The organism is Streptomyces sp. NPDC056479 (assembly GCF_042795335.1).
Classification (GTDB): Bacteria; Actinomycetota; Actinomycetes; order Streptomycetales; family Streptomycetaceae; genus Streptomyces.
Map to the genome: position 1 here is coordinate 35,768 of NZ_JBHTRZ010000001.1, position 13,526 is coordinate 49,293.

Genomic DNA, 13,526 nt, shown 5'->3' on the forward strand with positions numbered 1-13,526 from the left:
TGGGGGGGGAGGTTTCGGACCACCCCCCTTTTCCCATTTTTTTTTGGGGGGGGGTGGTTCCGGGGGCTGCCCAACCCCCCCTGTCCCCCCCCCCCCCGCTGCCTCACCTCATGAGCCGCCCCCCAACAGTCCCGCCGCCCGCGCCCACCGGTACTTGGCGCCCAGCACGGCCACCGGCTTCTCGGTCGTGTACGGGTATGCCACGACTCCCCGCTCGTACAGGTACTGGCAGGCCTCTTCGACCTCGACGTCACCCGCGAGCGACGCGACGACGGGCTTCTCTATGCCGCGCTCCCGGAATTCGGCCACCACGCGCGCGGTGAGCTCCGCGAAGACCATCGGGGGAGTGACGATCGTGTGCCAGTAGCCGAGGACGAGCGAGTGGATGCGCGGGTCCTCCAGACCGAGCCGGATCGTCGCCTCGTACGTCGACGGCGGCTCGCCACCCGTGATGTCCACCGGGTTGCCGGCAGCTCCGAAGGGCGGGATGAACTTCCGGAAGGCCTCGTCCAGGTCCGGCGGGATCTCCATCAGGGACAGGCCGTTGTCGGTGACCGCGTCCGACAGCAGTACGCCGCTGCCGCCGGCCCCGGTGATGATCACGACGTTGTCGCCCCGGGGAGTGGGAAGCACCGGCAACCCGCGCGCGTACTCCAGCATTTCGTTCAGCCCGGGCGCCCGGATGACACCGGCCTGCTTGAGGATGTCCTCGTACACGGCGTCGTCGCCGGCGAGGGCTCCGGTGTGCGACCCGGCGGCCTTGGCACCCGCTGCCGTTCGGCCTGCCTTCAGCACCACGACCGGCTTCTTGGGGACGGTCGCCCGCGCGGCTTCGACGAAGGCACGTCCGTCCTTGAGGTCCTCCAGGTGCATCGCGATGCACTCGGTGTGCGGGTCCTCACCGAACCAGGTCAGCAGGTCGTCCTCGTCCAGGTCGGACTTGTTGCCGAGGCCCACGATGGCCGACACGCCCGTCTTCGTGGTCCGCGCGAAGCCCAGGATGGCCATCCCGATGCCGCCGGACTGCGAGGTCAGCGCCACCCCGCCCTTGACGTCGTACGGCGTGCAGAACGTGGCGCACAGGTCCTGCCACGTCGAGTAGTAGCCGTAGATGTTCGGGCCGAGCAGCCGGACGCCGTGCCGCTCGGCGATGGCCACGATCTCCTCCTGGAGTTCGTGCTCACCGGTCTCCGCGAACCCGGAGGGAATCAGCACCGCGTTGGGGATCCCCTTGCGTCCCACCTCCTCCAGGGCCGAGGCCACGAACTTGGCGGGGATAGCGAAGACCGCCACATCCACCTCACCGGGAACGTCCGTGACACTCTTGTACGCCTTGCGGCCCAGAATGTCATCGGCCTTGGGGTTCACCGGATGGATCTCCCCGGCGAAACCACCGTCGATGAGGTTGCGCATGACCGAATTGCCGATCTTGCCCTGCTCGTTGGAGGCGCCGATGACGGCGACCGACGACGGCTGCATCAGGCGGCGCATGGAGGTGAGGATCTCGTCGCGCGAGTAGCGGCGGCGTGGCTTCGCGGGCGCCTCGGACAGGATCACGCGGATGTCGGCCGCGATCGCGCCCTCCGCCGTCGCGATCACCGGGTTGAGGTCCACCTCGGCGATCTCCGGGAAGTCCGCGACCAGCTGCGAGACCCGCCGGATCTGCTCGGCGACCGCCCACCGGTCCACGGCCGCCTGGCCGCGCACGCCGCGCAGGATCTCGGCGGCCCGGATCGAGTCCAGCATGGACAGCGCCTCGTCGGCGCTCACGGGCGCGAGCCGGAAGGTGACGTCCTTGAGGACCTCGACGAGCACTCCGCCGAGTCCGAAGGCGACGACCTTCCCGAACGTCGGGTCGGTGACCGCGCCGACGATGACCTCCTGCCCCTGAGGGAGCAGCTCCTGCACCTGCACGCCCTCGATGCGGGCATCCGCGTTGTAGGCGCGCGCGTTGTCGACGATCCTGTGGAACGCGGCCCGTACGTCCGTCGCGCCCTCGACGCCGACGATCACGCCGCCGGCGTCGGTCTTGTGGAGGATGTCCGGCGAGACGATCTTCATCACCACGGGCCCGCCGAAGCGCGCCGCGTACGCCACCGCCTCGTCGACGTCGGTGGCGAGCTCCTCGCCCGGTACGGCGATCCCGTACGCGTCGGCGATCACCTTGCCCTCGGGCGCGGTGAGCGCCGTGCGTCCCTGGGCCCGCACGGAGTCGAGGACAGTCCGCACCCTCAGGACGCGGTCTTCGGCCATCACGTCAGATCACTCCGTTCGACTTGAGCAGGCGCAGCTCCTCGTCACCGAGGCCGAGCTCGCCGATGTAGACCTGTTCGTTGTGCTCGCCGAGCAGGGGCGAACTGCTCACCTCGACGGGGGAGTCGGAGAGCTTGAGCGGGCTGCCGACGGTCACGAAGTCGCCCCGCTCGGGGTGCGGCACGGTGACGACCATCTCGTTGGCGACCAGCGAGGCGTCCTCGATGATCTCCCTGGTGGACAGGATCGGCCCGCACGGGATGTTGTGTGCGTTGAGCCGCTCCAGCACCTCCCACTTGGGCAGGGTCGAGGACCACTCCTCGATCAGCTGGAACATCTTGCTGAGCTTGGGCAGCCGGGACTCCGGCGTCGCCCACTCGGGGTCGTCGGCGAGTTCGGGACGGCCGATGAGCTCGCTCATCGGCTTCCAGCCGACGGGCTGCACGATGACGTACACGTAGTCGTTCGGGCCGCCCGGCGCGCACTTGACCGCCCAGCCGGGCTGACCGCCGCCGGACGCGTTTCCCGAGCGGGGAACTTCCGTGCCGAAGTCCTCGTTCGGATATTCAGCGAGCGGCCCATGTGCCAGGCGTTGCTGATCCCGCAGCTTCACCCGGCACAGGTTGAGTACAGCGTGCTGCATGGCCACGTTGACCCGCTGCCCACGCCCGGTGTTCTCGCGCTGGAACAGCGCCGCGAGAATCCCCGCGACGGCGTGCACACCCGTCCCCGAGTCTCCGATCTGGGCTCCGGTCGCCAACGGCGGCCCGTCCTCGAAACCGGTGGTCGACATCGACCCGCCCATGGCCTGCGCGACGACCTCGTACGCCTTGAAGTTGGTGTACGGGCCGTCGCCGAACCCCTTGATGGAGGCATAGACGATCCGCGGATTGATCTCCTGGATGCGGTCCCAGGTGAAGCCCATGCGGTCGACCGCGCCCGGTCCGAGGTTCTCGACCATGACGTCGGAGCGCCGGATCAGCTCGGTGAGGATCTCCTTGCCGCGTTCGGTCTTGGTGTTGAGGGTGATGCTCCGCTTGTTGCAGTTGAGCATCGTGAAGTAGAGGGAGTCGACGTCCGGGAGGTCACGCAACTGCTTGCGTGTGATGTCTCCGGTCGGCGCCTCCAGCTTGACGACGTCCGCGCCGAGCCAGGCGAGCAGCTGGGTCGCGGAGGGCCCGGACTGGACGTGGGTCATGTCCAGGACGCGGATGCCTTCGAGAGCCTTGGTAGGCGTGCCAGTCATGGAGGCCACCTCACTTGTACATGGTCTGGTTCATGGTTCCGGGGGCGTACGCGTCCGGGTCGACCCAGACGTTGATCAGCGACGGCTTCCCGGACTCGCGGGCGCGGCGCAGCGCGGGGCCGATGTCGGCGGGGTCGCGGACCTCCTCGCCGTAACCGCCCAGCATCTGCGCGAACTTGTCGTAGTGGACGTCGCCGAGGGTGTTGCCGACCCGCTCGCGCTCCAGGCCGTACTTCTGGGCCTGGCCGTAGCGGATCTGGTTCATGGAGGAGTTGTTGCCGACGATGCCGACGAAGGGGAGGTTGTAGCGGACGAGCGTCTCGAAGTCCCAGCCGGTGAGGGAGAACGCCCCGTCACCGAAGAGTGCGACGACCTCCTTGTCGGGCCGCGCCTGCTTGGCCGCGAGCACGAACGGCACCCCGACGCCGAGCGTGCCCAGCGGACCCGGGTCCATCCAGTGACCCGGCGACTTGGGCTGCACGACCTGACCGGAGAAGGTGACGATGTCGCCGCCGTCGCCGATGTAGATCGAGTCCTCGGTGAGGAAGTCGTTGATCTCGCTGACCAGGCGGTACGGGTGGATCGGTGAGGCGTTCGACTTCAGGCTGGGCAGCCGCTTCTCCAGAGCGGTCTGCTCGGCCGCGCGCAGTTCGTCGAGCCACTCCTTGCGCTTGGACGCGCCGCCGTTGACCCGCCCGGAGGCGGCCTCGGTCACCGACTTCAGCACCAGGCCGGCGTCGCCGACGATGCCGAGGTCGATGTCGCGGTTCTTGCCGACGGTGCGGTAGTCGAGGTCGATCTGCACGACGGTCGCGTCCGGCGACAGCCGCTTGCCGTAGCCCATGCGGAAGTCGAAGGGCGTGCCGACGATGACGATGACGTCGGCGCCTGAGAAGGCGTACCGGCGCGACAGCTGGAAGTGGTGCGGGTCGCCGGGCGGAAGGGTGCCGCGGCCGGCGCCGTTCATGTAGGCGGGGATGTTGAGGGTGCGGACGAGTTCGATGGCCGCCTCGGTGCCGCGGGTCGTCCACACCTGGCTGCCGAGCAGGATGGCCGGCTTCTCGGCGTGGATCAGCAGATCGGCGAGTTTCTCGATGGCCTCGGGGTCGCCGGCCGAGCGGGTGGAGGCACGGTAGGCGCCCTCCTTGGGCACGCGCGCCTTGCTCACCGGCACCTTGGCGTCGAGGACATCGCGCGGGATCTCCAGGAAGGAGGGCCCGGGTGCTCCGTGGTAGCACTCGCGGAACGCCATCGACACCATGTCCGCCGCGCGCGCCGTGTCCGGCACGGCCGCCGCGAACTTGGTGATCGGCGTCATCATGTCGACGTGCGGCAGGTCCTGCAGGGACCCCATCTTGTGCTGGGTGAGGGCGCCCTGGCCGCCGATGAGCAGCATCGGGGACTCGGCGCGGAAGGCGTTCGCGACGCCGGTGACGGCATCGGTGGTGCCGGGACCGGCGGTGACGACCGCGCAACCGGGCTTGCCGGTGATACGGGCGTAACCGTCGGCGGCGTGTGCGGCGACCTGCTCGTGGCGGACGTCGACGACCTCGATGCCCTCGTCGACGCAGCCGTCGTAGATGTCGATGATGTGGCCGCCGCACAACGTGTAGATGCGGTCGACCCCCTCGGCCTTCAGAGCCTTGGCAACGAGATGACCACCGGAAATGACGTCCTGGGTGTCGTCGGGCATGGCGAAGTCCTGTCCCTTCGTAGGGGGTTGGAACGGCTCTCGCGGTACATTGCATACAGTCGACGAATACTGTATGAACCTTGTTATCCCGCATCCGGTGGGTGGTGTCCAGGGGGCGTGCGGCACTTTTGAGTCAGGAGCCGGAATGGACCTGTACGAACACCAGGCAAGGGAACTTTTCGAGGAGCACGGCATCTTGGTGCCGCGGGCGGAGGTGACGGACTCACCCAAGGAGGCGCGCGAGATCGCACGTCGGCTCGGCGGCCGTGTGGTGGTGAAGGCGCAGGTGAAGACCGGTGGCCGGGGCAAGGCAGGCGGCGTGAAGCTCGCCGCGGACCCCGCGGCCGCCGAGATCACGGCCCGCCAGATCCTCGGCATGGACATCAAGGGCCACACGGTCGGCAAGGTGATGCTGGCCCAACCCGTCGACATCGAGACCGAGTTCTACGTGTCCTACGTACTCGACCGAGCGGCGGGCGGTTTCCTAGCCATCGCGTCGGCCGAGGGCGGCATGGAGATCGAGGAGGTCGCCGCCGGCCGGCCGGACGCGGTGGCGCGCATCCCGATCGACCCGGCCGAAGGCGTCACCTCCGCAAAGGCGGGAGAGATCGCCGCAGCGGCCGGGCTGCCACCGCAGACCGTCGACGTCCTCGTACGACTGTGGGAGGTACTGGTCCGTGAGGACGCCGTCCTCGTCGAGGTGAACCCGCTCGTGCGCACCGAGCAGGGACAGATCCTCGCCCTCGACGGCAAGGTCACCCTCGACGACAACGCCCGCTTCCGTCAGGCGCGCTGGGGCGCCGACGCCGTGGAGCACGACGACGCGCTGGAGGCGGCGGCCGCCGCCAAGGGCCTCAACTACGTCAAGCTCGACGGCGAGGTCGGCATCATCGGCAACGGCGCCGGCCTCGTCATGTCGACCCTCGACGTCGTCGCGGGCTGTGGCGCCCGCCCCGCCAACTTCCTCGACATCGGCGGCGGGGCATCGGCCCAGATCATGGCCGACGGGCTGTCCGTCATCCTCTCCGACCCGGCCGTGAAGTCGGTCTTCGTCAACGTCTTCGGCGGCATCACCGCGTGCGACGCGGTCGCCGACGGCATCGTGCAGGCCCTGGACAGCGTCCAGTTGACCAAGCCGCTCGTCGTCCGCCTCGACGGCAACAACGCCGCCCGGGGCCGCGCCATCCTCGACGACCGTGGCCACCCGTTGGTCCAGCAGGCCACCACCATGGACGGCGCCGCCCAGCGCGCCGCCCGACTCGCCACCGCCACAGCCTGAGGAGACATGACGACATGGCCATCTACCTCACCAAGGAGAGCAAGGTCCTCGTCCAGGGCATGACCGGCGGCGAGGGCATGAAGCACACCCGGCGCATGCTCGCCGCCGGCACCGACGTCGTCGGTGGCGTCAATCCGCGCAAGGCGGGCCAGAGCGTCGACTTCGACGACCGTGCCGTCCCCGTCTTCGGGTCGGTCGCCGACGGCATGCGCGCCACCGGCGCCGATGTGACGGTCGTCTTCGTGCCGCCCGCCTTCGCCAAGGCGGCCGTCATCGAGGCCGCCGACGCCGGCATGGGACTCGCCGTCGTGATCACGGAGGGCATCCCGGTCCATGACTCGGTGGCCTTCACCTCGTATGCGAAGACCAAGGGCACCCGCATCGTCGGCCCCAACTGCCCCGGCCTGATCACCCCCGGCCAGTCCAACGCGGGCATCATCCCGCCCGACATCACCAAGCCCGGCCGCATCGGTCTGGTCTCCAAGTCCGGCACGCTCACCTACCAACTGATGTACGAACTCCGCGACATCGGCTTCTCGACCTGTGTGGGCATCGGCGGCGACCCGGTCGTCGGCACGACCCACATCGACTGCCTGGCCGCCTTCCAGGACGACCCCGACACCGAACTGATCGTTCTCATCGGGGAGATCGGCGGTGACGCGGAGGAACGCGCGGCCGCGTACATCCGCGACCACGTCACCAAGCCTGTCGTCGGCTACATCGCCGGGTTCACCGCACCCGAGGGCAAGACGATGGGGCACGCGGGAGCGATCGTGTCCGGCTCGTCGGGTACGGCGGCCGCGAAGAAGGTGGCACTGGAGGCAGTGGGCGTCCGGGTCGGTGGTACGCCCACCGAGACCGCGCGCCTGGTGCTGGATCGCCTCGACGCAGAGGCGTGACGTCACTCAAAGTCCATGTGAGGTCACTTTCGGGTGTACCCGAGCCTCGCTAGCTTCCGCCATACCCATCACCAACCGCCCCCGACTGTGCACCGAGAGCGGAGACCCCCTTGCCAACCACCCTCACCCTCAAAGCAGGCACCTCCTGGACCGACGCCTGGCAGCGCTGCCTCGCCGTCGCCCCGGAGGCCTTCCGGGACGACCGTGTCCTCAACCTCTGGAACTCCACCTGGCAGGCGGACGGCCGCGCCCTGCCGGCCACCAGCCCCGTCGACGGCAGCCCGATAGCCGGCCCGCCCCGCCTGGACCGGGCCACCGCCCACCAGGCCGTACGCGCCTCGCTCGACCAGCACCGCGCATGGCGGCACATCCCCCTGGAGGAGCGGCGGGCCCGGGTCGCGGCCACCCTCGACGCCCTGACCCAGCACCGGGACCTGCTCGCCCTGCTCCTCGTCTGGGAGATCGGCAAGCCCTGGCGGCTCGCCCGGGCGGACGTCGACCGGGCCATCGACGGCGTGCGCTGGTACGTCGACGGCATCGAGCCGATGGTCGCCGGCCGGGCCCCGCTGAACGGTCCGGTTTCCAACATCGCGAGCTGGAACTACCCGATGAGCGTGCTCGTTCACGCAGTGTTGGTACAGGCACTGGCAGGCAACGCGGTCATCGCCAAGACCCCGACCGACGGCGGTGTCGCCTGTCTGACCCTGGCCTGCGCGCTCGCCGCGCGCGAGGGGCTTCCCGTCACCCTCGTCAGCGGCAGCGGAGGCGAGCTGTCCCAGGCGCTGGTGCAGGCGCCCGAGATCGGCTGCGTCTCCTTCGTCGGCGGCCGCGACACCGGCGCCGCGGTGGCCACGGCCGTCGCCGACCTCGGCAAACGGCATGTACTCGAACAGGAAGGACTGAACACCTGGGGCATCTGGAACCACACGGACTGGGACGCGCTCACCGCGGTCATCCCCAAGCTCTTCGACTACGGCAAACAGCGCTGCACGGCGTACCCGCGCTTCGTCGTCCAGCGTGAGCTGTTCGACGAGTTCCTGGCGGCGTACCTCCCGGCGGTGCGCACGCTGAGGGTCGGCCACCCCCTGGCGGTCGAGAACCAGGACGACCCCTACCCGCAGCTGGACTTCGGTCCGGTGATCAACGCGGCCAAGGCCAAGGAGCTGGGCGACCAGGTCGCCGAGGCGATCGACCGCGGCGCCGTCCCGCTGCACCGCGGCAAGCAGTCCGACGCCCACTTCCTGCCCGGCCAGGACACCTCGGCGTACGTTCAGCCGGTCACGCTGCTCAACCCACCGCCGTCCTCCCCGCTCCACCACGCGGAGCCGTTCGGTCCGGTCGACACGATCGTCCTGGTCGACACGGAGGCCGAGCTGCTGGCGGCGATGAACGCGTCCAACGGCGCGCTGGTCGCCACGCTCTCGACGGACGACCGGGAGACATACGAGCGGCTGGCCCCGCAGATCCGGGCGTTCAAGGTCGGCCACGGCAAGCCGCGCTCCCGCGGCGACCGCGACGAGCTGTTCGGCGGGTTCGGCGCGTCCTGGCGCGGGGCGTTCGTCGGCGGCGAGCTCTTGGTGCGCGCGGTGACGCAGGGGCCGGCGGGGGAGCGGCTGCCGGGGAACTTCCCGGAGTACCAGCTTCTTCCCTGAGCGGAGAGTGACGGGGCATCGGCCGGCCCGCGAACCGGTCAGCCGATGCCCTGCCGGTCCGGGCGCAGCGCGAACGCGCGGTCCGTCGCGTTCAGGGCGCTCTCGTCGACTGCCTGGCGGAGCAGTTCGCGGTGCCGCAGCAGCGACTCCCGCCGGTCCGGACGGGCGAGCAGCAGCAGGTCGTCCAGACCGGCCAGCATGCGGCGTGACACCTGCGGGCTCGCGAGGGCACACCCGCGCACCTCGGTGAACCCCAGATCCACCAGCTCGGTCCACCCCGGCACCGGCTGCACCAGCCGCACGGTCCCGCCCCGGTCCCGGTGCAGCGCGACGTCCAGCGGGTGCCGGGTCAGCGCCGCCAGAAACTGCACGATGCGGTCCATTGCCTGCACGGCCGTCGTCGGATCGTTGATCGCGGGCGACAGGGCACGCAGCGCGATGTCGCACAACTGCCGCAGCCCGAAACCGAGATCCTGGTGGTAGGTCCGCTCCACCCCGACGGAGGTGGTGTAGCGCAGCGCGCCGAGCGGCGGGGCCGACCCGCCGTGGACCGCGAGCAGGGGCGTGCCGGGCACCACGAAGTCCCCGATCCGTGGGATCAGCCGCAGCACGATGCCGTGCCTGCGGGCCACTCGCACAAGCCGCGCGATGTGCACGTCCCGCAGCACCCCCGCCCGGCCCTCGTGCGGCACCCATGCCGTCGCGGAGCCGAGTTCGGGCGTGTCCGCTCCGCTCGCGGGCGGAGGCATCGAAGAGATCGCCCGGAAGGACTCCGTGGCGATCCGCGCGATCACATGGCTGATCCGCATGAGCCGCAGGGTGGAGTTCACATACAGCACGAACAGCAGAAGGCTCAGCGCGACCATGCAGAGCGTGAGGATCGACTGCACCAGGGGCAGGGTCGTCACGTCCCGGGGGTCGTCGGCGGTGTCGAAGGCGGTCAACACCAGCAGGGTCAGCACGAACGTGGCCAGGAAGACCGCAAAGGTCGCCTTCGTGATCCGGCTGCGGACGAAGAGCCGCACCACACGCGGGGTGAACTGCCCGCTCGCCATCTGCACGGCCACCAGCGAGATGCTGAAGACCACACCGATGAAGGTCATCATCGCCGACCCGACGGCGCTCACCACGGCCTTCGCGTCCTGCGCGAACCGCAGCAGCTCGTCGAGCGTCTCGTAGTCGCCGTCATCCCGCAGCGCGTCCACGATGGCGGTGTCGAGCGCCTGCGCCGCGAGCCAGACTACGAAGACAGCCACCATCGCGGCGGTCGGGGCGAACCAGAATGTGTCCCGCAGATGCTCCCGGAACGGCGACAGCGCACGCGGGCGTCGGCGCGCATGCGGGCTCTGCGTAACCAGCCAGTCACTCATGGTGCGACCCTAAGTACATCGGAGCGTGAGGTCCCGGACCCCCGCCCTATGGAAGGAAACGCAGGTGAAAGGCACTCCGAAAGCTTGGTATTGTTGTCCACGTCGCCGAGGGGAGCACCCCCGGCAAGGCGGCAGACACCTGGTCCGGGTGGCGGAATGGCAGACGCGCTAGCTTGAGGTGCTAGTGCCCTTTATCGGGCGTGGGGGTTCAAGTCCCCCCTCGGACACTTTCAATCAACTCCAGCACCTCCGCATGGTCCTCATGTGGAGGGCTTTCGCTTTTCCGGGGGCTGCGGCCCACCCCGGCCCGTCCTGAGCCGCGCCTGTCTACCCGGTCCCTGATACTGGAGAAATGGGCAAACTTGGGCGATATGTCCCAGTGAGCCGACGGGGCGACCGCGTGCCAACGGAGGCCGGGCCACCGGAAGCCGGCCCGACGACCCGTCACCCTTCGGCCGGCCGACGTCTGCTGTCGTTGCGGAAGCCGCGCAGTGTCGCCGGTCAGGTCTTCCTGCTGCAACTGGTGGTCGTCCTGCTGCTCATCGCCACGGCCGTGACAGCGCTCGTGATCCAGGACCGCAATCGCGCGATCCAGGAAGCCAAGGACCGGTCACTGGTGGCGGCCGAGTCGTTCGCCAATGCCCGGGGCACCGCGGAGGCGATGCAGAGCGACGACCCGACGGCGGAACTCCAGCCACATGCCGAGGTGGTGCGCAAGAAGACCGGAGTCGACTACGTCGTGGCGCTGAGCCCCTACGGCTTCCGGTGGACTCACCCGGACACGGACCAGATCGGGAAGCACGTCTCCACCTCCTACGGTCAGGCGCTCGAAGGCGAGCCCCACCAGACCACGTTCGACAGCAGTCTGGGGAAGGCGGTCGACTCGACGGTGGCCGTCTTCGACGACAAGGGGACCGCGGTCGGCCTCGTCACCGTGGGGGTCACGGTGGACAAGGTGACCAGTGTGGTGCAGCAGCAACTGCCGGTGATCCTCGCCGCCGGCGGTGTCGCGCTGCTGCTGGCCGCAGGGGGGTCGGCTCTGGTCAGCGGGCGTCTGCGGCGTCAGACCCGGGGCCTGGGGCCGGTGGAGATGACCCGCATGTACGAGCACCACGACGCGGTGCTGCACGCGGTCCGTGAAGGCGTGCTCATCCTGGACGGTGACGGAAGGCTGCTGCTGGTCAACGACGAGGCGCGGCGGCTGCTCGCACTGCCGCCGGAGGCCGAGGGCAGGCCGGTCACCGGACTCGGTCTGAGCCCCGCCCTGGCCGCACTGCTGGGATCGGGCCGGGCGGCCACCGACAAGGTCTTCCTTGCCGGTGACGTCCTGCTCGCGGTCAACGTGCGGCCGGTGGGCCCGAAGGAGGGCAGCGTGGCCACCCTGCGGGACACCACGGAGCTGCGCGCCCTCGCGGGCCGGGCGGACGTGGCGGGCGGGCGCCTGCAACTGCTCTACGAGGCCAGTACGAGGATCGGTACCACCCTCGACATGAAGCGCACCGCCGAGGAGTTGACCGAGGTGACGGTCCCGCGCTTCGCCGACTTCGCCACCGTCGAGCTGGCTGAGCCCGTGCTGCAAGGTGGTGAACCGACGGGGGCCAGTGCGGCGATGCGCCACATCGCTGCCGCGGGCATCCGGGAGGACGCGCCCCTTCACCCGGTCGGGACGCTGGTGAGCTATGCGCCCGGCAACCCCGTGGCCACCGGCATGACCACCGGCCGGCCGGTCCTGGTGTCGCACCTCGCCTCGGCCGACGAATGGCGGCCCCAGGACCCGGAGCGGGCCCGGCAGGTCATCGCGTACGGCATCCACTCCATGATCTCGGTACCGCTCCAGGCCCGAGGCCAATTGCTGGGGGTCGTGGAGTTCTGGCGTTCGGACCAGGACCCCTTCGAGTCGGACGACGTGTCCCCCGCCGAGGAACTCGCCACCCGCGCGGCCGTGTGCATCGACAACGCGCGCCGCTACACCCGCGAGCACACCACAGCCGTCACCCTCCAGCGCAGCCTGCTGCCCGGTGCGCTGCCCGAACTGTCCGCCCTGGAGGTCGGGCACCGGTACCTGCCCGCCCAGGCGGGGGTGGGCGGCGACTGGTACGACGTCATCGCGCTGCCGGGGGCCCGGGTGGCCCTGGTGGTCGGCGACGTGGTCGGACACGGTCTGCACGCCGCCGCGACGATGGGGCGTCTGAGGACCGCGGTGCACAACTTCGCCGCCCTGGACCTGCCTCCGGACGAACTTCTCGCGCACCTGGACGACCTGATCACCAGGATCGACCAGGACGCGGAGGCCGAGGGCAAGACCGAGGCCGTCACCGGTGCCACCTGCCTGTATGCGGTCTACGATCCGGTCTCCGGGCAATGTGTTCTCGCCCGGGCCGGTCACCCCGGTCCCGGGCTGGTCTCACCCGACGGCTCCGTGTCCTTCCCGGACATCCCCGTCGCCCCGCCACTCGGCGTGGGAGGAGGTCTGCCGGGTGAGAAGGCCGTACTCCGGCTGGCCGCCGACAGCCGGCTGGTCCTTTACACCGACGGCCTGATCGAGGCCCGAGGCCGTGACATCGACATCGGGCTCGACATGCTGAGGGAGGCGCTGGCCGGTACGCACGGTGCCACCCTGGACGACACCTGTCAGGCGGTGCTCGACGCGATGCTGCGCACCAAACCGAGTGACGATGTCGCGCTGCTCGTCGCACGCACCCGCCTGCTCGACCCGGATCAGGTCGCGGAGTGGGACGTGCCCGAGGACCCCGCGGCCGTCGCCCGGATCCGCGCCGAGGCCACCCGCAGGCTGGAGTCCTGGGGGCTCGGGGAGACGGCTTTCACCACCGAGCTGATCCTCAGCGAACTGGTGACGAACGCCATCCGGTACGGGAAGAGCCCCATCAGTCTGCGGCTGCTGCGCGACCGCGACCGCCTGATCTGCGAGGTCGCCGACGGCACCAGCACCTCCCCGCACCTGCGCCGCGCGACCTTCACCGACGAGGGGGGCCGTGGCCTGTTCCTCGTCGCGCAGCTGTCCCAACGTTGGGGGACCCGGTACACCGACCGAGGCAAGATCATCTGGGCGGAGCAGGCGATCGACGGCGGAGCCGCCGGGGATCCGAGCGGTCTCCCGATGGCGAACCTGTGAA

General features: G+C 69.8%; 8 protein-coding genes and 1 tRNA gene. 5 read left to right on the plus strand and 4 right to left on the minus strand.

Going from position 1 to position 13,526, the window contains the following annotated elements; all coding sequences use genetic code 11:
- Positions 1 to 108: 108 nt before the first annotated feature.
- The 3 genes from ACFQ6S_RS00155 to ACFQ6S_RS00165 are packed head-to-tail and all read right to left on the minus strand — an operon-like array spanning position 109 to position 5,192.
- Positions 109 to 2,253, minus strand: a complete 2,145-nt coding sequence (locus ACFQ6S_RS00155) for an acetate--CoA ligase family protein (protein WP_383401161.1) — start codon at positions 2,251 to 2,253, stop codon at positions 109 to 111.
- A gap of 4 nt (positions 2,254 to 2,257) precedes the next feature.
- Positions 2,258 to 3,499 carry a formyl-CoA transferase gene (gene frc, locus ACFQ6S_RS00160; protein WP_383401163.1) on the minus strand — a complete coding sequence of 414 codons (1,242 nt, stop codon included), beginning with the start codon at positions 3,497 to 3,499 and terminating at the stop codon, positions 2,258 to 2,260.
- A 10-nt stretch (positions 3,500 to 3,509) separates the two neighbouring features.
- Positions 3,510 to 5,192: a thiamine pyrophosphate-binding protein gene (locus tag ACFQ6S_RS00165; RefSeq protein ID WP_383401165.1), complete on the minus strand. Its 1,683-nt coding sequence runs from the start codon at positions 5,190 to 5,192 to the stop codon at positions 3,510 to 3,512.
- A gap of 145 nt (positions 5,193 to 5,337) precedes the next feature.
- Between ACFQ6S_RS00165 and sucC the strand changes: the two genes are divergently transcribed.
- The 3 genes from sucC to ACFQ6S_RS00180 all read left to right on the plus strand — a co-directional run bounded on the left by sucC (position 5,338) and on the right by ACFQ6S_RS00180 (position 9,022).
- The gene (sucC, locus tag ACFQ6S_RS00170; RefSeq protein WP_383401167.1) at positions 5,338 to 6,471 is read left to right on the plus strand and encodes an ADP-forming succinate--CoA ligase subunit beta; all 1,134 of its coding nucleotides are present in this window, start codon (positions 5,338 to 5,340) and stop codon (positions 6,469 to 6,471) included.
- Between the two features lie 14 nt (positions 6,472 to 6,485).
- Positions 6,486 to 7,370, plus strand: a complete 885-nt coding sequence (sucD, locus tag ACFQ6S_RS00175) for a succinate--CoA ligase subunit alpha (RefSeq protein ID WP_383401169.1) — start codon at positions 6,486 to 6,488, stop codon at positions 7,368 to 7,370.
- Positions 7,371 to 7,480: 110 nt separating this feature from the next.
- Positions 7,481 to 9,022, plus strand: a complete 1,542-nt coding sequence (locus ACFQ6S_RS00180) for an aldehyde dehydrogenase family protein (RefSeq protein WP_383401171.1) — start codon at positions 7,481 to 7,483, stop codon at positions 9,020 to 9,022.
- A gap of 38 nt (positions 9,023 to 9,060) precedes the next feature.
- On the opposite strand, the gene ACFQ6S_RS00185 is transcribed toward ACFQ6S_RS00180, so the two are convergent.
- Positions 9,061 to 10,392: a DUF2254 domain-containing protein gene (locus ACFQ6S_RS00185; RefSeq protein WP_383401172.1), complete on the minus strand. Its 1,332-nt coding sequence runs from the start codon at positions 10,390 to 10,392 to the stop codon at positions 9,061 to 9,063.
- 142 nt (positions 10,393 to 10,534) lie between these two features.
- On the opposite strand from ACFQ6S_RS00185, the gene ACFQ6S_RS00190 reads away from it, so the two are divergent.
- Positions 10,535 to 10,619 (plus strand) — tRNA-Leu (locus ACFQ6S_RS00190).
- Between the two features lie 173 nt (positions 10,620 to 10,792).
- Positions 10,793 to 13,525, plus strand: coding sequence for a SpoIIE family protein phosphatase (locus ACFQ6S_RS00195; RefSeq protein ID WP_383401174.1), 2,733 nt, complete (start codon positions 10,793 to 10,795; stop codon positions 13,523 to 13,525).
- The last annotated feature ends 1 nt before the right edge of the window (position 13,526 follow it).